Here is a 19,344-nt window from a genome sequence, read left to right on the forward strand (position 1 = left end):
CGGCGAGGCCGCCAACGACGGGTCTCAGCGTCCGCCGGCGGGCTTCAACTGGTACACGGAGGGCATGGACGGGCCTTTCCGATGGGGTGCAGGGGTTCTCGCCTCAGGCGGCGACGGCGCGCACTTTGGCGCGCACATGCCAGGCGATCTGCAGCAGCGCGCCGATGGCCGGGATCGACCAGGCCGCCGCATGCAGGAGCGGGTGCACGACCGGGATCGGGGAGCCTTCGTAGGAGCCGGTGGCGGTCGTGCCGCCGACCGTCCCCCACGCGGCGACGACGAAGCAGGCGAGCGCGCACGCGCCGTAGAAGAGCCGCCGGGTGCGCACCAGCCCGGCCGCGACGCCGAAATACGCGGCCGCACCCAGGAAGATCAGGACTGCGCCGGTCTGCCGCTCCCCGGCCTCGGCCTCGAGCCCGCCGAACTGCCCGATGACCGCCGACAGCGCCCACCCGACGACCAGCAGCAGGACCGCTTCCGCGACGAACGTCGCCGCGTCCGGCCGGGGCGAACGCCGGCACACCACCAGGAACAGGACCGGCAATGCTCCCGCCATGCACCAGACCAGCACCTCGGAGATCGCCGTGACCCCGGCGAGGTCGGTGCCGTAGTAGGCGATCAGGAACCAGTACCAGAACGCGGCGGCCACCGACGCCGGCACCGCCAGCCAGGCGATCGCCCTCGCGGCCGTGCTCGCGGACGTGAAGGCCACGACGACCGCGACCGCCATCGCCAGCGCGCAGGGGATGACCGCCGGGCCGGCGTCGACCTCACCCCACTCGTCAGGGCCGATGCCGAACAGCCACGTCTGCACCGGCGTGGTGCTGAACAGGAACGACAGCAGGAACAGGAGAGTCACGAGCGGGCCGCCGACGATCTCGGGGTGACGGCGCAGCCGGGAGGAGGGAAGGGTGGTCATCGGGACTCCTTCAGGAGCGGGAGGGAGCGGTCGGGGCCGCGAGGGGCGCGGCCCGGCGTTCGTCAGGCGGTGCGGTTCCTGCGGCGCAGCCACCACAGGAGCTGCAGCAGCGCGCCGAGCGCGGGCAGGCCGAGGAACGCCCAAGCGAACAGCTCGTCCGTCGTGATCCAGTCGATGCCCGGGTAGTAGGAGGTCTCCGAGTGCAGCACCCGCATCCCGATCCCGATGACCGCACAGGAGAGCGCGGCGAACCCGTACGCGATCCGCCTCCCCGGGAGCGGCACGGCGGCGGCGATGAAGACGGCCCCGGCGGCGAGGTAGATGACCGTGAACGCGATCGGCGCCGGGCCTTCCCGACCGATCATGAAGGCCAGCACGGTCGCGTAGAGGGCGATCAGACCCGACAGCAAGGCGCCACCCTCGGCGACGTACGTGTCCACGCGGGGCCGCGGCATCCGCCACGCCGTCCACAGCAGCCACGGCGCGGGCAGTGCGAGGACGACGGCGATGGTCACCGCCCACGCGGGATCCCCGAACCCCGAGTAGAGCGCGGCGAGGAAGAGCAGGAACCAGACCACGGGCGCGAGCGCCCAGATCACGACGGCTTTGGTGCGACCGTCGCGGTCGACGGTGTTCGATGCGGTGTTCATGGAACCAGTCTCGCAACCGAGCGCAAGCGCCCCGCTACCAGAATCGTGCCATCGTTGTAGGGTCCCCACAACGAACCCCCGCACCAGCGCCCGCTACACCCCGGTTTTTTCTAGGTTTCCGCCAAACGGGCCGGCGCGCAACAGCGGCTACTCCTGCTCGTAGATGTCCGCCGGTGTGACGAGTGTGAGGCGCTCATCGGTCTCGGCGTGCTCGAGCAGGCGCGCGGAGAACCCCGACCGGGAGAAGAGGTATCGGATCGGGGCGTCAACGCAGCGCTCGATGTGCGGAGCAAGGCGGTCGAGCAGGTTCAACTCGTCGAAGTCGACCTCGTTGCCGGTCCACTTGCACATGCCGACGACGGTGACCCGGCCCTCGTGGTCGACGCCCGCGACATCGATCTCTCGGACTTCCACACGGCGGCCCTCACCGGTCGGGACGCTGCCCCACCAGCGTCCGACCTTGTACAGGTCGGGCTCCTTGCGGTGTGCGTAGTCCTGGCAGATCTCCTCCCAGGTCTCGAAGACGAAATGATCGAACTCCGGCAGCTGACAGGCAAGTGCCGTCCCGACTTTCGCCACCAGACGTTGATCAGGCTTTCGAGGCCCTGCGACTGCCGGGCGAGGAACTGGAATTCGTCGAAGACGATCAGGGTGCGCCGGTCGCCGATGAAGTCGGTGAGGCGTTCGAGCGCGGCCCGCCATGAGGGCAGCGGCGGGCCTTCGGCCGGGTTCTCGCCCGAGGCCAGCGCCAGCGCTGCGGCGAAGGCGCCGAGCTGGTCGGTCTCGGTCGTTTCCGTGCCTTCGAAGACCAGTGACCTGACCTCGGTGGCGAGCCGGTCGAGCAACTCGGTCTTGCCGACGCGCCGCCGACCGTACACGACCAAGAGAGTCGGCGCGGTCCGACTCAAAACATCTTCTGATGACGGAAAATCTTCTGAAGCAGGGTCGGGCGAGGCCGCGGTTCAGCCATATCCCGTCGGACGAACCTTGTCCAGTAGACTCGGTACGTCGCTCCGCGAAAGCAGTGCTGACCAGCCGGTGTAGCTTTAATTGGCAGAGCAGCCGCCTTGTAAGCGGCAGGTTGCGGGTTCGAGTCCTGTCACCGGCTCCATCGCCCGGCCCATGGCCGGGCGTTTTTCGTGTCCGGGTTCAGGTCTCGGAGGGGCTGCCGGTCGCGGCCCGGCGGCACCACTGCCGGGAGTCCGCGCCCGCGAGCGACCAGGTCAAAGCGAGGGTGATCAGGCCGAGCAGGGCCAGGGCCGCCCAAGGACCCGGGCTGCCGAGGAGGTCCCGGACCGCGGCGGCGATGAGCCAGGCCGTGTAGGCGGCGGTGAGGGCGAGGGTCGTCCAGCGGGCCCAGCCGCGGTGGAACGAGAAGCCGATGTTCAAGGCGGCGTGGACGAGTGCGAGGAGCATGACCGCGCCCGCCGTCCAGGCCGCGCTGTCGGCGGCGAGGCGGACGTCCTCGCCGGCGCGGTCGAGGAGGCCGCTCGCACCGAGGTGGAGCGCGGTGCCGGTCGCGGTCCACAGGACCAGGAGCGAGACCAGGACCTGGTTCGGCGGTTGCGCGGCCCCGGCGGCCTTGGGGCTGTGGCGGGGCGCGTCGCAGTCGCACCAGTCGCGGGCGGGACGCAGCAGCAGGAGGACGAGCAGCAGCGCGAACAGGAGCGCCGCGACCGCGCCGGTCCCGGCGTTGAGTGCGGCCCCGGTCATGACCGCGGCGGCGAGGACGAGCGCGCTCACGATGACGACGGTCCGCCGCGCCCAATCGCGGCCGCTGCGGACTTTGACCGCGAGCATCGCGCACGCGGCGGCGACGGCCGCGATGAGCGCCGGCTCCACGAACTCCAGCGGACTCCACGCGCCCGCGTAGCGGACGCTCACCTCGAACGCGGTAGCCACAGTGGACACGACCGTGACCGACGCGGCCGCGGCGGCGAACAGCCACAACAGCACGACCGCGACGAGGACCGCAGCCGGAGTGCGCGGCTTCGGCGCCGCGGCGGCGGCGCCGGTCCCGGATCCAGGGGGTCCCGGCGGCGCCTCTTGCCCGGGCGGCACGGCATCGCTCGGCTTCGGGGCTGCTGCCGGTGCCTTTGGCGCGGGCGGCTCCGGTGGCACGGCGTGGCTCGGCTCGGGCGGTTCGGGCGTTGCAGCGCGGTCCATATGGCGCCTTTCGACGGGCGAGGCCAACACTTTCGACGGTAAGGCATCCGGCCCGCCCGCACCACCTTCAGATGTTTCCGCAGGTCAGTGCCGTATGTTGTACCCGTATGGGAGGGTGTCCTTTTCATTGGCAGCGGTGAAGGTGGGATCGGGAGGGTACCCGGGACCGCCCGTACGGCCCCGCGGCCGCGCCCCCGCGGACGCCCTCCGCCCCGCTACTCCTCGACGGTCACCGCACCCGAGACCAGGCCCGCCGCCGCCTCTGCCGCGAGTGCCGCCGCGTCGGCTTCCGCCTTGGCGAGCGTCGCCCGCAGGTCTTCGAGGGCCGCGTACGCGGCGCCCCTCCGCTGCTGGTCCGCCAATGTCAGTCTAGGGATCTTCACCGAGAGGAGCCGGCGCTTCGCGCCCGTCGCCGTCCGCTTGGTCGCCGTCGGGAGGCGCGCCGCGAGCGCGGCCGCGATCCAGGCGAGGTCGACCGTCGGCTCGCAACTGACCGTCCACTGTGCCTCAGTGGCGTCGCCGCGCCAGCCGAGCCGCACCTGCGGCTCGCCGACCGGGTCGACGATGATGCACCTGACGTCGCCGGCACCGGCGACCGCCTGCGGAGCCGCGGATTCGGCGGTGCCCGGTGTGATGATCAGGTGCCCGTCGCGTTCGAGGTCCGCCAGGCTCGTCTCCGGCGCGCTCTCCTCCGCGCCGGTTCCGAAGCGCGGCAGCGGATGCCGTGCGAGCTCGTCCAGGCGGCCGCCGAGACCGGCGACGGCCTCGGCCAGGCTCGCCGCGTCGCCGGCCGCGCTGGCGAGGTAGACGGCGGGGGAGATGTCGACGTCCTCGTCCCACAGCCGCATGAGCGGCACCGTGGTCGAGTCGGCCGTCGCGAGCGGCGCGTCGGGGGCGGCCGTGAAGGAGCGCCAGGCTTCGGCGAAGTCGCCGCCGCCGGAGACGAGGAGCTGCGTGGTCTCGCCTCGCGGGGCGAGGATCCAGATGTGCGCCTTGGCTTCGGGCGCGTCGACGACAGCGCGGAGCGCGCCCCACCGGAGCAGTTCGGAGCGGATCCGCCGCCCGGTGCGGCGGTGCGCGACCTGGGCCGGCATGCGCACGACCGCGTGGCCGCCGGGAGCCAGGAGCGCGACGCAGTGGAGCGCCCACGCGAGTTCGGGTTCGGTGCGCGGCGGGGTGCCGTAGGCGAGGCGCGGGTCGTCGCCGACCGCGTACTCGTTCGCGCCGCCGTCCTTGACGTTGAACGGCGGGTCGCACACCACGAGGTCGTACCGCTCGCCCGGCACGGGCCGCAGCAGCGAATCGCCCACGCGCGCAAGCACTTCCGCGCCCTCGTCGAGCAGTCGCAGGCGATGTTCGGCGATGGCGGCGCGGGGCGCGGAGAGGTCCTGGCCGCTGAGGACGCGGCAGCGGCCGAGGCGGCGCGCGGTCTCGGCGAGGAGGTCGCCTTCGTCGCAGGCGGGGTCGTGGACGCTCGGGGTCGCGGTGTCCGCGGTGACGACGGCGGCGATGTCCGCCAGCGGTGCGATGCCTGGCGGGACGCCGGTGCCGGCGGCTTCGCGGGCGCGTTCGATGAAGAACTCGAAGAGCGCCGAGGCGGGCGTCTCGCGGGCCAAGTCCTTGAGCTCCTTGGCGATCGCGGGATCGCCGCCGGTGCCGAAGGCCGCGGCGACCGCGCCGAGCGCGGCCTCGGCGGTGAGGTGCGATCCGGCGAGGGAGAACCAGAGGCGGTCGGCGCCGGTGACGTGGAGGACCCGGCCGTGGCGTTCGGCCCATTGCTCGAGTTCGCGCAGTGAGAACCGGGAGCGGCGGCCCGATTCGTCGACGGGGGCGGGGAAGTCGGTTTCGCGGCGGCGCCAGTTGCTGACGGCGTTGCGGCCGACGCCCGCGAGTCGGGCCAGGTCGGTCAGCGTGATGGTCTCGCCGGAACCGGTGTCACGGGTGGTCATGGGGCTCCCCTGTCTGGATTTATCGAATCGTAACCCACCCCGCGTTGCGGAGGCTCGACACAGTCTACTAATCTCGTGAAGTGAGTTCACAAGATCTGAACCACGAACACCACTCCACAGAAGGTAGACCATGAACCTCGAATTCCCCGAGATCTCGAAGCGCCTCCTCGCCGCCTCCGGTGCCGCCCTCATCGCCCTCGCGGCCCTCTCCGCCTGCAGCGGCGAGGACACGGGCTCGGGCGACACGTCGAACGCCGCCGAGGAGGCCGGCGACGAAGCGGGCGCCGAAGAGGACGCCGCCGAAGGCGCGGCCGGCGACGGCACCAGCCCCGAGGCCCCGCTCCCGGCCGGCTCCACTCTCGACGTCGGCGACTGGACCGTGACCCCCACGGCCACCCTCGACGCGACCGACGCGATCGTCGCGGCCGACGACTTCAACGCGGCCCCGGCCGCCGGCTTCCAGCAGAGCCTGGTCACCCTCGAAGGCACCTACAACGGCACCGAGACCGGCTCGCTGTGGCTCGACGTGACCTTCGGCGTCTGGGCCGACGGCACCTTCTACGACAGCATCGACTGCATGAACACCGTCGAAGACCAGATCACCCTCGTCCCGGACGTCTCCGGCGGCGGCACCTCCGCGGGCTCGGCCTGCGTCGAGGTCCCGGCCGACGCCGACACCTACCTCCTGTACTTCGAGGACATCCTGAGCTTCGACGGCACCCAGTACTTCGTCGAGATCGGCTGAGTACCCCCGAGCCGGAGGGCGCGGTGACCATTGGGCGGAACCCGCGTCCTCCTTTGCCTCCCAAGGCAACCGGCGAGATCAGTTGCGTTCCCTTGCGGCTTGACCAAATTGCAACCGATGTGATCCTCGCCATCCGAGCCGCTCCGAGATCCCCGGAACGGCATGAAATCCCAGGTCAGCAGTGTGACGACCGGCGAGGTGACGATCCCTGCCGTCTCGGTAGTTGAATCTCTCCCATAGTGTCGCGCTGAATTCCCTAAGCACCGCCGGACCCGATCAGGCGGTGACCCACAGAAAGCAGCTCATGAACCTCAACACCGAGACCTTCGGTCCCATCCGCCGACTCCTCGCCATCGGCGGCGTCGCCCTCGCGGGCAGCGTCGCCCTCTCCGGCTGCGGCATCCTCGAAGACGCCGCCTCCGACAGCGCGACCGACAACGAGGTCAGCAACGAGCAGGTCGACGCCGTGGCGGACGCCAAGGCCGGCGACTGCCTCCCCGAAGAGATGATCAGCGCCGACCCGTCGATCTTCGCCGTCGAGTGCTCCGACCCGACCGCGTTCTGGACCATCACCCAGATCGAGGCCGACCCGGGTCTCACCGCCACGGCCGACGGCTCCGGCGTCGAGGACCCCCAGGCGATCTTCGACCTCTGCGGCGAGACCGTCGGTGCGCAGGTCCCGGGCGCGACCTGGACCGACTGGAGCATGATCTACGACCAGACCACGTACGCCGTGGACTACGTCTTCTGCGTCGAGGCCAACGGCGTGCCCAGCTCTGAGGGCGTCACCCCGACCGTGCCCGCCAACGCCGGCGAGTGCACCCTCACCGCCACCACCCAGTGGAACTTCGGCACCATCGACTGCGCCGCGGGCGACGCCGTGATCACCTCCGTGATCGACATCCCGCAGGCCGAGTGGGAGACCGCCGACGTCGACGCCCTCGCCGCCGAGTGCACCGGTTCGTCGTACTACCCGGCCGAGGACCAGTTCGGCCGCACCGCTTCGGTCTTCTGCCTCGAGTAGGACCCCCAGTGCGCTCCCGCAGCGCGCGACGCATGCCCAAGGCCCCGAGACTCGTCTCGGGGCCTTTTCGCTTGCGCTGCTTGAGGACGCGCTAGGGGATGAAGACGCAGTACTCGCGCAGGTGGTGCTCGAACGTCGGGCTGATCTCGATGACGAGCATGACTTCGCCGAGGCTGCCGAACGGGCCCGACTGCGCGACCCAGTCCTGGATCTGCCGCGCGCTGCGCTCGGTCACGCCCGGCAGGGACATGAGGACCGACAGCGGGGCGTGGTTGAGGTCGACGAGGCCGCCGTCGTCGAACTGCCGCGGCAGGTCCGGGCGGCCGATGCCGAGCCGCTTGGCCAGCATCGGATCCGCCTCTGCGGTGCGGCGGGCCTGCTCGCGCAGCTTCCGCGCGCGGTCGACCACTTCGAGGCTCGAGAGGCGCGCCACCGGCACCTGCAGCCGCGCGGGCGGCGCCCACACGGCCGCGCGGATCACCAGCAGGTGCGCGGTGGAACCGAACGCGCACAACGCCATCGAGGTGGCGAACACCGTCAGCGCCCACGTCGGGATGGGGTCGGGCGAGCCGAACACGGCCGAGCAGCCGATGGCGATCAGGACCGAGTGCGCGACGAGCGCCGCCAGCGTCAGGTTGTCGCGGCGCCTGCCGAGCGCCAGGCCGAACATGATCGGTGCGGCGTACCCGCAGGTGAGCAGCGGCGCGAACGCCCAGAGATAGGAACCGATGAGAGCGAGGCGGCGGGTCTTGACGTTGTCGGCGGGCGGGGCGTAGGGACCGAGGGCGGTCATCGCGGAGGACTCCCAGGCGAGGCGGGGGGCGGCACCGGCCATGCGGGGCCCGCCAGGGGCCCGGCCGAAAGGCCCTGGGGCGGAGCGGACCAAGTCCGCAGCAGCCGTTGGGCTTCGATGGTATCGGCATCGGCGGGGCCGAGCGCCGCGGCCATCTCATGAACCACAGTGGTCAACTCCCGGTGCGCCTCCGGGCCGCGGCCCAGCACCGCGAGCAGGTCCGCCGCCACCCGCCGCGACCGCAGCGTGGACCGCGCCCGCTCGCCCTCCAAGCGCCGCTGGCGTTCGATGACGCTCGTCAGACCGGTGAGCGCGCTCGCCGCGTTCCCCAGGGCCGCAAGGCATTGCGCCGCACGCATCTGGCAGTGCAGGGCCAGTGCGGGGTCGGGGGTCTCGAAGTCCTTGGCGAGGGACCGGAACGCGCTGAGCGCGCCGTTGTAGTCGCCCATCCCGAAGGCCCGGTCGGCGTCGGCGATGCGCTCGCGCCGGTCCGGTGCGGCCGGGGCGGGGCCGCGCGCGGCGGCGACGGCGGCGACACGGGCGGGCGCGAGCGGGGCGCGGAACGGCCAGGTCGGGTCGCCGCAGTCGTGCGCGGGCGCGCCGGAGGCGGGTGCGTCGGCGAGGAGCGCGGCGAGGCGGAGGTGGACGGTGGCGGCGTCGGAGCCGCGCTCGGCGGGTTCCTTGGACAGGAGGCGGGAGACGAGGCCGTCGAGTTCGGCCGGCAGGTCGGGGCGGCGGCGGCGCACGGGGTCGGGGAGTTCCTTGAGGTGCGCGGTCTGGACTTCGTAGGCGGAGCCGCGGTCGGCGAAGAGGCGTTCGCCGGTGGCCATCTCGTAGAGGAGCGCGCCGAGGGCGTAGAGGTCTGCGGCGGGTCCGGCGGGCTGGGCGCGGATCTGCTCGGGCGCCATGTAATTGAGGGTGCCGGGCTTGTCGCCGGTCATGGTGAGGCGGGAGGCGTCGGGTTCGAGGACGGCGGCGATGCCGAAGTCGACGACGTGGACGAGGCCTTCGGGGCCGACGATGATGTTGGCGGGCTTGAGGTCGCGGTGGACGACCTGCCGGGCGTGGGCGGCGGCGAGGACGGAGGCGAGCTGGGCGCCGACGGCGAGGGTCCAGTCGCCGGGGAGGGCGCCGGTCTCGTCGAGGAGGTCGCGGAGGTTGAGGCCGGGGAGGTAGGCCATGACGAGGTAGAGCTCGCCGGAGTCCTCGTCGAGGCCGGCGTCGAAGATGGCGGGCACGCCGGGGTGCTGGATCTGGGCCGTGACGCGGGCTTCGCGGCGGAAGCGGGCGGCGGCCTCGTGCTTCTGGGGTCCGTCGAGGAGGTCGGGTCTGACCACTTTGACGGCGACCTCGCGTTCGAGGTGGAGGTCGAGGCCCTGCCAGACGCGGCCCATGCCGCCGGCGCCGACGGGCCGGACGAGCCGGTACCGGCCGCCGAAGACCTGGGGAGTGCTCACGGTACAAGCATGCCCGGCGGGCCGGGGCGGGCGGAGGCCGGACCCTCGGGGAGGCGGGGGTCCGGCCCGGCGGGGGCCGGGAGGACCCCTGTTGTAGACGCCGTCCGATGTGACCGGAGTTGCCCGCGGTTGCGGAGGGATCGTGCCGATGCGGTCGGTTCGCTGTCGAACGGGCGTCGAACGAACGGAGCTACCCGTCGGTTCGTTTTGCCCCGGGAGACACATGCGACTCAGGGGCGGCGGGAGTGAAACACCTGCGTAACACGTAGATAGAACCTTGAATATTTCCCCTTCCCGCGTTGACTCGGGGCTGTGGTGGACGCTACAGTTCTTCACAATCACCCTTCCTAGTGAACGCGCACTCACCCCTCGGGTGAACCCCAAAGTGGTAGGGAGCCCTATGCCGACGGCGATCTCAGACCAGCGAAGCGTTCGACTGCGCACAGTGGACGGACTCAACGCGCTCGGCATACCCGCGCCCCCGCAGCAGTTCCCCCTCCCCTTCCCCGCCGGCCAGCTCCCGCGCCTGCGCCCCCGCGGCCACGTGGAGGCCCGCGCCGCGATCCTCAACATCGTCCAGGCCCGCGTCTTCGACATGCCCGAGGAGCTGGCGATGCGCTGGCTGCTCGACGCCCACGTCCTCGACCACCTCTCCCCGGACGAGTGGGGGTTCATCGCCTGCGGCCGCGGCGACCGCGAGCGCTACGCCGACCAGCTCGAGAGCCTGTACACGGTCTCGTGGCTGCTGGGCCTGGTCGACCACCTCGACCCGGCGGTGCCGTGCAGCGAGGAGCTGCCCGAGCTCCTGCCGGACCTGCGCCGCCCGGAGTCCTTCGGGTCGTGGCGGGACCGCCAGCTGACGCCGACGCGCGACCCGGCCGTGATCGCCGAGATGCTCGACCTCTACTACTGCCTCGACTGGGTGTGCGACCAGGCGCGCCGCGCCGGACAGGCCCCGCCGCGCGGCGTGGACGACAACCTGGTGTGGCACCGCCGCTGGGCGCTCGAGTGGGCCGTGGTCTTCGCCGACGAGCGGCCCGTCCACTGGGACGAAGTCCGGCTGTGAGGCAAACCCGCGTAAGCGGCTGACTATATTCATGGGATGAATTTCACGGCTTCGAACGTTCCCACCCATGACCAGCTCCGCGCTGCCCCCAAGGTCGTGCTCCACGAGCACCTCGACGGCGGCCTGCGCCCGCAGACGCTCATCGAGATCGCCGACGCGATCGGCCACACCCTGCCCACGACCGACCCCAAGGCGCTCGCGGACTGGTTCTACGACGCCGCCAACTCCGGCACGCTGGAGCGCTACCTGGAGACCTTCGCGCACACGGTCGCCGTGATGCAGACGGCCGACCACTGCTACCGCATCGCCGCCGAGGCCGCCCAGGACCTCGCCGCCGACGGCGTCGTCTACGCCGAACTGCGCTACGCGCCCGAGCAGCAGCTCCTCGGCGGCATGAGCCTCAGCGAGGTCGTCGAGGCCACCCTCGCGGGCTTCGAGGCGGGCGAGCGCCTCGCCGCGGACTTCGGTCACCGGATCAAAGTCCGCACGCTGCTGTGCGGCATGCGGCACACCGACCGCGCCCTCGAGATCGCGAAGCTCGCGGTCGAATTCCGCGACAAGGGCGTCGTGGGCTTCGACATCGCCGGCGGCGAGATCGGGAACCCGCCCGAACGGCACCTCGAAGCCTTCGAGTTCCTGCGCCGCGAGTCGATGCAGTTCACCATCCACGCCGGGGAGTCCGTCGGCGTCGAGTCGATCTGGGGTGCGGTCAACGTCTGCGGCGCCAGCCGGATCGGCCACGGCATCAAGATCATGGAGGACATCAAGTTCGGGACCACGGACCAGCTGGGCCGGGTCGCCGAGTACCTGCGCGACCGGCGCATCGCCTTGGAAGTGGCCCCCTCGTCGAACCTCCAGACGGGCGGCGCCGGATCCATTGCCACGCACCCGATCAACGAGCTCTACCGGCTCGGGTTCAACGTCACCGTCAACAACGACAACCGCCTGATGAGCCGCACCCACACCTCCCGCGAGTTCGCGCTGCTCGTCGAGAACTTCGGATGGGACTGGTCGGATGTCCGGCGCTGCACGGAGAACGCCATGGAAGCCGCCTTCCTGCACTACCCCGACCGGGTGGCGATCCTCGACGAGGTGATCCGCCCCGCCTACGCCGCGCTGGAGTCCGTCCACCCTGAGTAAGCTCGGGTCCATGCACGTATACACCGCTCCTGTCGTCGTCCCGGTCGCGGACGAGCCGATTCGCGAGGGCGCGGTCGGGGTCGACGACGGGCGGATCGCCTACGTTGGCCCCGCCGCGGACGCCCCCGAGGCCGAGTCGACCACCGCCTTCGACGGCGTCCTCACCCCCGGACTCGTCAACGCCCACACCCACTTGTGCTACTCCGCGTTCGCCGACATGTACGGCAACGAGAAGGAGTTCTTCGAGTGGATCCAGGACTTCGCGCGCCGCAACCCCGAGACCGCCGACGACGCCTGGAAGGCCTCCGTGCAGCTCGGCATCGACGAGTCGATCGCGCACGGCGTCACGGCCGTGGCCGACATCGTCACGCCCGCAGCCGGATTCGCGCCGCTCTTCGCCTCCGACCTGGCCGGGGTCGCCTACTGGGAGGCCTGCTTCATCGACGGCGGCGCCTGGGAGGCCCGCCGGGCCGCCTGGCGCGAGGTCGTCACCGACAGCCGCGCGGTCAACAACTCCGACATCGCGGTCGGCATCAGCCCGCACACGCTCTACACGATCGGCACCGAGGTCGGCAAGACCCTCGCGGAGCTCGCGCGGACCCTCGACATCCGCCTGCACCCGCACCTGGCCGAGACCATGCACGAGGACATGTTCGTGCGCCGCGGCTCCGGCCCGTTCGCGTTCATGAACCGCCGCGCCGGCCTCGACCTCGAACTCGCCGACGGCGGCGCGGGGCACTCCCCGGCCGCGCAGATGGAGAAGGTCGGCTGGCTCGGCCCCGACTCCCATGTGGCGCACGGCGTCCACCTCGACAAGGCCGACCGCGAACTGCTGCGCACCCTCGGCACCGCGGTCGCGCTCTGCGCCCGCTCGAACGCGCGACTCGAGGCGGGCGAGCCGCCGGTCGCGGCCTACCGCGCCGAGGGCAACACGGTCGCGATCGGCACCGATTCGCGCGCTTCCAGCCCCGACCTCGACGTCGCCGCCGAATGGCCGCTGCTGCGCAAGCTCGCGCTGGCCCAGGGCGACGGCGGCGAGGGCCTCAACGAATGGCTGGTGCGGGCCGCCACCGAGGGCGGGGCGAAGGCCCTCGGCCGGGACGACATCGGCGCCATCAAGGTCGGCAACCGCGCCGACCTCGCGGTCTTCGACGTCGACACCGAGGGCGACCCGTATGCGGCGCTCGTCAACGGCGCGGCGGGGAAGTGCACCGCGACGGTCCTCAAGGGCGGTCTCATCCAGCGGTAGACGTTGAATAACGCTTCGATCTCGGCGCTTGTCGATCGGCCGCGGGTCCGCAATGCTGAATAGGGCCTGAACGAAGGCCGAACGACTTCCATCACCGGAGAGGTCCGCCTCTCTGTGTATCCCCTGGAGAAGGCGGGGCGCGCATGCGCGCCCCGCCGTTTTTCTTTTTCGACTGGCCGTTGCCGGACACGGGGCTGCAAAACGGCGGAACCTGCGGTTTTCCGGCGAAGGCATACGAGTGCGTCGCTCCCTGTGACAACCGGCACCCCGTTGCTATCGGAAGGGTTACACGGGATAACGGTTCGGTTTCATAGATCGACATCACAGCCTGGATGCGTCAATGTGGTCGTGTAGCGCAGACCGCACTCGGGAGATCTCTCAGCGTCATCCCAGCCGGGATCGAGGCCGGTCCGCTACTTCGAACCGAAGACGGCAAAGGAGGCGCCGATGCACCGCTCACCCGAGCACACCGCCGCGTCTTCCGGTGCGCCCCAGGCGCTCCCGCCCGTCACCCGGGTTCCTTCCCCAGCTTCCCTTCCGGGCGAGCGTGCGGCCGTACCCTGCTCCCTCATGGCCGCTCGCGCCGCGTTACCCCGCGCGCGCCCGATATAACCCCTTGATCCGCCGGGGCCCACACCGACAGGGCTCCGGCGGATTTTCTGTTTTCCGTGTGCAAGGCTGTGCGAGTGATCGAGGCGAACGAAGCGAATACCCCGCGTAAAGAACCCGGCCGCATCGCGGCGATGTTCGACCGGGTCGCGCCGGGCTACGACCGCACCAACACCGTGATGGTCGCCGGGCAGGACAAGCGGTGGCGCAAGGCCGTCCGCGAGGCCCTGAGCCTCCAGCCGGGCGAGCGCTGCCTCGACCTCGGCGCGGGCACCGGCGTCTCCACCGCCGAGCTCGCCAAGTCAGGCGCCGACGTCATCGGCGTCGACTTCTCCCTGGAGATGCTGAAGCACCACCAGGACCGCCAGGTGCCGCTCGTGAACGCCGACGCGCTGCGCCTGCCGTTCGCCGACGACGCCTTCAACGCCGTCACCGGGTCCTTCTTCATCCGCAACGTCGTCGACCTCGACGCCTGCCTCACCGAGATCCGCCGCGTCCTCGCCCCCGGCGGGCGCATGGTCCTGTGCGAGGTCTCCCGGCCGGTCTGGAAGCCCTACCGCAAGGCCCACGGCGTCTTCGTCAAGCACGTCCTGCCGAAGGTCGCCTCCCGCGTCGCCTCCGACCCCGAGGCCTACAAGTACCTCTCCGAGTCGACGATGGCCTGGCCCGACCAGGCCGCGTTCGCCGACCGCATCGTGAAGGCCGGCTTCCGGAAGGTCGCCTGGCGCAACCTCGCCGGCGGCGCGGTCGCCATGCATCGCGGCTTCAAATAGAGGAGCGCCGCCCGGCCGCTTGGTGGGTGCGGCGCGGACGGCGCGTGCGGGCGGGGATGTATGACGATCACCTGCCCGCAGCTTGCGAGCCCGCCCCGTGGTCGGGCCCCACAGCTCTAGTTGAGTTGGAACGAGCGCTTCGAAAGCCCGAACCAGTACCCGTCGATGACGGTGGTCGCCGCCTGCTCCTGCTCGCTCGCGGCCCCGTAGGTCACGAACAGCGGCACGTAGTGGTCCACGGTGGGATGCGCGTACGGCATCCCCGGCGCCTGCGAGCGGTACCGCGCCAGCTCCTCGATGTCGCCGCGCGCCAACGCCTCTGAGGCCCACACGTCGAAGTCGGCGGACCAGCCGGGGATGTTCTCGGGGTGCTGGAAGTCCACGAACGGCAGCCCGTGCGTCATGAACCCGGAGCCGACGACGAGGTAGCCCTCTTCGCGCAGCGGGCGCAGCCTCGCGCCGATCGCCATGAGGCGGTCGGGGTCGTGCGTGGGGATCGACATCTGGAGCACCGGCACGTCCGCGTCGGGATACATGACCTTGAGCGGGACCCAGGCGCCGTGGTCGAGGCCGCGGCTCGTGTGCTGGTGCAGCGGTTCGGTGTCGGGCATGGCGGCGGCGACGCGCTCGGCCATGGCGGTGGCGTCCGGCGTCTCGTACCGCATCCGGAAGTACCGCTCGGGGAAGCCGCCGAAGTCGTAGACGAGCGGGGTCGCGGCCGCGGGGCTGGAGATCATGAGCGGCGCGGCTTCCCAGTGGGCCGAGACGATGAGGATGCCCTTGGGTTTCGGCAGGCCCTGCGCCCAGTCGAAGAGCCGGCCCATCCACGCGGCCTCGTCGAACAGCGGGGGCGCGCCGTGGCTCAGGTACAGCGCGGGCAGCGCGCCGTCCTCGGGCGTCCAGTCGCGGCGTTCGGCGGCGGCGGGCGCGGTGGTCTCGAGGAAGGCGTCGAACGCGGCGCCGGGTCGGCCGGGCATTGGTCACTCCGATTCATTGAATGTTCAATAAACCTAGCTCGGAATTCTTGATGTATCAAGTAGTCCAGTTAAGCTTGTTGCATGAGTGATGAAGCGCCCTGGCTCGACGAAGCGGAGATGGCGACCTGGCTGGCGCTCATCGGCGTGGTCATGCGGCTCCCCGGAGCCCTGGAAGTGCAGCTGCGCCGCGACGCCGACCTCAACCACTTCGAGTACTGCGTCCTCGTCGGCCTCGAGCACGCCGAAGGCGGCACGATGCGCATGAGCGACCTCGCGTTCCTGTGCAACGGCTCCCTCTCCCGACTCTCCCACGTCGCCCGCCGCCTCGAGAACGAAGGCCTCATCGAGCGGTTCGCCTGTCCCGACGACGGCCGCTCGACCCTCGCCCGCCTCACCGGACCGGGCCGCGAACGCCTCGCCCAGGCCGCGCCCGGGCACGTGCGGCTCGTGCGCGAACTCGTCTTCGACGAGCTCGACGGCGACGAGATGCGCCAGATGGGCGAGCTCGCCAAGCGCGTCCTCGCCCGCATCCAGTCCTGAGGCGGCGCGACCCGCGCGATTTGACCCTGGTCCGGGTGGTTTCGGATCGATATAGTGACGGAAAGTTTCGTTCCTATTCCCCCGAGGACTCGAACCATGCCCCTTGCGTCCCATCACGCTCCGTCCTACCCGGGAACCGCCCATGGCCGGCGCTGACGTCTTCGCCATGGACCCCGACGAGGTCCGCAAATCCGTCGACGTCCTCTTCGAGATCGAAGCCGAGGCCGACACCCAGGCCGCCGCCATGGCCACCGCCAACGCCGAAGCCGCCGGCCCCCTCAAAGAGGCCGCCACCGCCCTCGGCCCCGCGCTCGAAGCCGCCGGCGAATGGTGGCGGGTCCACCGCGCCGGCGGCTTCTGCGGACTCCTCGGCAACACCGGCGAATACCTCGCCGCCTGCGCCGAGCAGGCCGTCGAGATCGACGACTACAACGCCGGCACCTTCGCGTCCCTCGCCGGCGAGCTCTACCCCGAGCGCCCCAACGCCAACGCCTCCTCCCGGCCGGACTGGTGACGCCCCATGAGCGAAATGACCTGGGAACACCTCCGCGACCTCGACTGCGGCGCCGTCCGCACCCTCGGCGAGTCCTGGAAGACCTACGTCGACCAGCAGCTCGCCCACACCGAGCGCCTCCGCACCGACGTGATCGACGGCCACCTCAGCGTCGAGAACTACGAGTCCGACACCGCCACACAGGTGCGCGACCAGATCGGCATGACCGCCGACCGGTACGAGGACGACCTCTCCGACTACGCCAGCACTCGCATCGCCACCACGCTGCTCGAGGCCGCCGACGCGTTCGAGAAGGAGCAGAACGAGCTCAAGGAGCTCATCCCGCTCATCGAACAGCACGACTTCGACATCGAAGGGCCCCACAGCGAATACGACGTCAACCTCTCCGGCGACCTCCACCAGGCGATCCTCACCCTGAACCCGCCGCAGTGGCTGTGCGACATGTGCGGGGTCAAGAAACCCGACGGCTTCTGGGACTGGGACACCCTCAAAGTCCTCTTCGACTCCGTCGACCTCTACGGCACCGCCATCGGCCTCGCCGGCCAGTACCAGGACTGGCTCCGCTCGGTCATGTCCCGGGCCCACGACGCCGACGACGAGGCCGCCGCCGCGCTCTCCGAGATGCGCGAGAACCCGACCGAGCTCCCGCCGCACCTCGGCGAGACCTACGACGACCTCGTCGACGACTACAAGGAAGGCGTCACCGAGGAGGTCGCCAACGAGGCCCAGGCGATCGCCGACGGCACTTCCGGCTTGTCGCCCGAACAGGTCAACCAGTGGTGGGAGAACCTGAGCGAATCCGAACGCCAGGCCCTCATCGACGAGCACCCCGAATGGGTCGGCCCCGTCGACGGCATCCCGGTCGAATCGCGCGACACCGCCAACAGAACCCTGCTGGGCAACGAGATCGACAGCCTCGCCGACCGGATCACCGCCAAAGAGCAAGCGCTGCAAGGCATGGACCCCGAATCCGAGGAGTACGAGAAAGCCAAGGCCGAACTCGACGACCTCAAGCAGGACCGCACCGACCTGGCGAACCTCCAGGACAAGATCACCAACGACGACGGCACGCCCGCCGCCTCCTCCCAGACGGGCCAGGACTACTTCCTCCTCGGCTTCGACACCGAAGGCAGCGGCAAAGCGATCGTCTCGATCGGCAACCCGGACACGGCGGACAACGTCAACGCCTACGTGCCCGGCACCGGCAGCAACCTCTCCGGTGCCAGCGCCGGACTGCTCAACCGGGCCGACACCATGGCCTTCGACGCCCAGCGCCTCGGCGGCGGCGACGAGACCGCAACGGTCCTGTGGATGGGCTACGACGCCCCGGACACGCTCATCGAGGCCACCGACGACAAATGGGCGAACGAAGGCGCCGACGACCTCGAATCGTTCACGCAAGGCATCCGCGCCACCGCTGAAGGCGAGCCGTCGAACTTCTCACTCACCGGACACTCCTACGGCACCACCATGGTCGGCACCGCCGCGGCACAAGAGGGCGTCGAAGCCGACAACCTCATCCTGGTCGCCTCACCGGGCACCAGCGTCGACACCGCCTCCGCACTCGGCGTCGACGAAGAGCGCGTCTGGGCCTCCACGAACGACGAAGACGTCATCCAATACGGCCCCGTCCACGGCGAAGCCCCTGTGAACGAGGAGTTCGGCGGCAACACCTTCACCAGCGATTCGCCCCGCGAATCCAGCGAGTGGTGGAAGTTCTGGGAAGGCCCGATGGAGAACCACAGCTCATACTGGGACCAGGACGACCCGAGCACGCCCGCCAACGAAGGGAACGACATCAGCCGCGACAACCAGGCTTACGTCGTGACCGGCCAGGAAGGCCGCGTCCGATGACCCGATTCACCGCCCGCCTGCGGCCGCTCATCGCGCTCGCGGCCCTCATCATCACCGTTCCCGCATGCAGCGCAATGGAGAAGGAAATGGACACTCCGCCGGAGAGCGAGTACACGCAGGCCGAGGTGTACGCCCCGGCCGAGGCCGCCGTCGCCGAACTTGTCGAGGTGCTGCCCGACTTCCCGGGCTTTGCGAAGCGCTCCTGGGGCGAGCTGCCATGCAGCCACAACGGTGTCGACGACCCGGGCTACACCATGGTCGAGATCCGGTACCAGTTCTCCGCCGAGGACTCGGCCACGCCGCTGGTCAACGAGCAGTACGTCGACCTCCTTCGCGAGCACTGGACCTCCCTCGGCTACGAGATCGCCCGCGACGATTCGACCGAAGGCGATGGCGGTGTGTACCGCGATCTGAGGGCGATCACCGCAGACGGCGTGAGTATCTGGTACTCGGCGGCCTACCTCGCGACGTTCATGGTCAGCTTCGGCGGTTGCGTGCCGGTCAGTGAACCCGGTTCGATCGCTTACATCCCCCCGTCGGGCGGCATCGAGCCCGGCAGTGAGGGAGACGCCGTCGGCGACTACTTCCCCGATGGCATCCCGACTCAGCACGAGGCGATCGCTCCGTTCGAATCCCCCGAGACCTACGACGGCGATCTGTAACCGCCGTACTCGGTCGGGTCGCCGAACGCGCAGCAGCGGCCGGAGGGCATTGCTGCGTGCGGTGTGCGTCTGACTGGTGTCGCCATGGACGTCGGGCCGCCGGGCCAGGTCCTTGATCGCCTGGTCGGGTGTCGCCGTTAACGCTGGCGTGTCGTGCTGTGGTCGCAGTGGCTCCGGGTGAGGCACCGCCGTCTGGTTGGGGTGATCCCAACTAGGAAATCGTCCACCCAATCACGGCCCTTCGGGGGCGCGGACAG

The 19,344-nt window shown here is 70.4% G+C and carries 18 protein-coding genes, 1 tRNA gene and 1 pseudogene; 11 read left to right on the forward strand and 9 right to left on the reverse strand.

The features are described 5' to 3' along the window. Window positions 1-103: 103 nt before the first annotated feature. From J5V16_RS20535 to J5V16_RS25830, 4 genes and pseudogenes are all read right to left on the reverse strand, one after another. On the reverse strand, window positions 104-919 hold the full coding sequence (locus tag J5V16_RS20535; protein WP_208498848.1) for a hypothetical protein: 816 nt from the start codon (window positions 917-919) through the stop codon (window positions 104-106). Window positions 920-981: 62 nt separating this feature from the next. Then, the gene (locus tag J5V16_RS20540; RefSeq protein ID WP_208498849.1) at window positions 982-1,569 is read right to left on the reverse strand and encodes a hypothetical protein; all 588 of its coding nucleotides are present in this window, start codon (window positions 1,567-1,569) and stop codon (window positions 982-984) included. Between the two features lie 147 nt (window positions 1,570-1,716). After that, the gene (locus tag J5V16_RS20545; protein ID WP_208498850.1) at window positions 1,717-2,148 is read right to left on the reverse strand and encodes a DUF234 domain-containing protein; all 432 of its coding nucleotides are present in this window, start codon (window positions 2,146-2,148) and stop codon (window positions 1,717-1,719) included. A 68-nt stretch (window positions 2,149-2,216) separates the two neighbouring features. Continuing rightward, window positions 2,217-2,447: pseudogene (locus J5V16_RS25830) on the reverse strand (ATP-binding protein); the annotation flags it as partial. A 156-nt stretch (window positions 2,448-2,603) separates the two neighbouring features. Between J5V16_RS25830 and J5V16_RS20555 the strand changes: the two are divergent. Then, window positions 2,604-2,680: transfer RNA gene (locus tag J5V16_RS20555), tRNA-Thr, on the forward strand. Between the two features lie 38 nt (window positions 2,681-2,718). On the opposite strand, the gene J5V16_RS20560 is transcribed toward J5V16_RS20555, so the two are convergent. Both J5V16_RS20560 and J5V16_RS20565 read right to left on the reverse strand, forming a co-directional pair. Beyond that, window positions 2,719-3,525 (reverse strand): hypothetical protein, encoded by an 807-nt coding sequence (locus J5V16_RS20560; RefSeq protein WP_208498851.1) that lies wholly within the window; start codon window positions 3,523-3,525, stop codon window positions 2,719-2,721. 425 nt (window positions 3,526-3,950) lie between these two features. Further along, the gene (locus J5V16_RS20565) at window positions 3,951-5,684 is read right to left on the reverse strand and encodes an N-6 DNA methylase (RefSeq protein ID WP_208498852.1); all 1,734 of its coding nucleotides are present in this window, start codon (window positions 5,682-5,684) and stop codon (window positions 3,951-3,953) included. A 130-nt stretch (window positions 5,685-5,814) separates the two neighbouring features. Here J5V16_RS20565 and J5V16_RS20570 point away from each other — a divergent pair, with 130 nt between their 5' ends. Beyond that, on the forward strand, window positions 5,815-6,429 hold the full coding sequence (locus J5V16_RS20570) for a hypothetical protein (RefSeq protein WP_208498853.1): 615 nt from the start codon (window positions 5,815-5,817) through the stop codon (window positions 6,427-6,429). Window positions 6,430-6,733: 304 nt separating this feature from the next. Next, on the forward strand, window positions 6,734-7,453 hold the full coding sequence (locus J5V16_RS20575) for a hypothetical protein (protein WP_208498854.1): 720 nt from the start codon (window positions 6,734-6,736) through the stop codon (window positions 7,451-7,453). Between the two features lie 91 nt (window positions 7,454-7,544). Here the strand turns inward: J5V16_RS20575 and J5V16_RS20580 are convergent, their stop codons facing one another. After that, window positions 7,545-8,246 carry a ComEA family DNA-binding protein gene (locus J5V16_RS20580; protein WP_208498855.1) on the reverse strand — a complete coding sequence of 234 codons (702 nt, stop codon included), beginning with the start codon at window positions 8,244-8,246 and terminating at the stop codon, window positions 7,545-7,547. Next, a complete protein-coding gene (locus tag J5V16_RS20585; RefSeq protein ID WP_208498856.1) occupies window positions 8,243-9,703 on the reverse strand; it encodes a serine/threonine-protein kinase in 1,461 nt (486 codons plus the stop codon). Before J5V16_RS20585 ends, J5V16_RS20580 begins: the two co-directional genes overlap by 4 nt. Window positions 9,704-10,148: 445 nt before the next feature. On the opposite strand from J5V16_RS20585, the gene J5V16_RS20590 reads away from it, so the two are divergent. The 4 genes from J5V16_RS20590 (at window position 10,149) to J5V16_RS20605 (ending at window position 14,540) form a co-directional block, all read left to right on the forward strand. Beyond that, window positions 10,149-10,769: a DUF4272 domain-containing protein gene (locus J5V16_RS20590; RefSeq protein WP_208498857.1), complete on the forward strand. Its 621-nt coding sequence runs from the start codon at window positions 10,149-10,151 to the stop codon at window positions 10,767-10,769. A gap of 36 nt (window positions 10,770-10,805) precedes the next feature. Then, window positions 10,806-11,909 carry an adenosine deaminase gene (locus J5V16_RS20595; RefSeq protein WP_208498858.1) on the forward strand — a complete coding sequence of 368 codons (1,104 nt, stop codon included), beginning with the start codon at window positions 10,806-10,808 and terminating at the stop codon, window positions 11,907-11,909. 10 nt (window positions 11,910-11,919) lie between these two features. Beyond that, window positions 11,920-13,158, forward strand: a complete 1,239-nt coding sequence (locus tag J5V16_RS20600) for an amidohydrolase family protein (RefSeq protein ID WP_208498859.1) — start codon at window positions 11,920-11,922, stop codon at window positions 13,156-13,158. 743 nt (window positions 13,159-13,901) lie between these two features. Continuing rightward, window positions 13,902-14,540, forward strand: a complete 639-nt coding sequence (locus J5V16_RS20605; RefSeq protein WP_208498872.1) for a class I SAM-dependent methyltransferase — start codon at window positions 13,902-13,904, stop codon at window positions 14,538-14,540. A 116-nt stretch (window positions 14,541-14,656) separates the two neighbouring features. Here the strand turns inward: J5V16_RS20605 and J5V16_RS20610 are convergent, their stop codons facing one another. After that, complete coding sequence (locus tag J5V16_RS20610) at window positions 14,657-15,517, reverse strand: dioxygenase family protein (RefSeq protein ID WP_208498860.1); 861 nt, start codon at window positions 15,515-15,517, stop codon at window positions 14,657-14,659. 81 nt (window positions 15,518-15,598) lie between these two features. Here J5V16_RS20610 and J5V16_RS20615 point away from each other — a divergent pair, with 81 nt between their 5' ends. The 4 genes from J5V16_RS20615 to J5V16_RS20630 all read left to right on the forward strand — a co-directional run bounded on the left by J5V16_RS20615 (window position 15,599) and on the right by J5V16_RS20630 (window position 19,087). Beyond that, window positions 15,599-16,057, forward strand: a complete 459-nt coding sequence (locus J5V16_RS20615) for a MarR family winged helix-turn-helix transcriptional regulator (RefSeq protein ID WP_208498861.1) — start codon at window positions 15,599-15,601, stop codon at window positions 16,055-16,057. Window positions 16,058-16,199: 142 nt separating this feature from the next. Further along, window positions 16,200-16,571: a hypothetical protein gene (locus J5V16_RS20620; protein ID WP_208498862.1), complete on the forward strand. Its 372-nt coding sequence runs from the start codon at window positions 16,200-16,202 to the stop codon at window positions 16,569-16,571. Between the two features lie 6 nt (window positions 16,572-16,577). After that, entirely contained in the window at window positions 16,578-18,425 is a 1,848-nt protein-coding gene (locus J5V16_RS20625; RefSeq protein WP_208498863.1) for an alpha/beta hydrolase, read from the forward strand. Beyond that, entirely contained in the window at window positions 18,422-19,087 is a 666-nt protein-coding gene (locus J5V16_RS20630; RefSeq protein WP_208498864.1) for a hypothetical protein, read from the forward strand. Before J5V16_RS20625 ends, J5V16_RS20630 begins: the two co-directional genes overlap by 4 nt. Window positions 19,088-19,344 lie beyond the last annotated feature (257 nt).

This window comes from Glycomyces niveus, from assembly GCF_017592475.1.
GTDB classification, from domain to species: domain Bacteria; phylum Actinomycetota; class Actinomycetes; order Mycobacteriales; family Micromonosporaceae; genus Glycomyces; species Glycomyces niveus.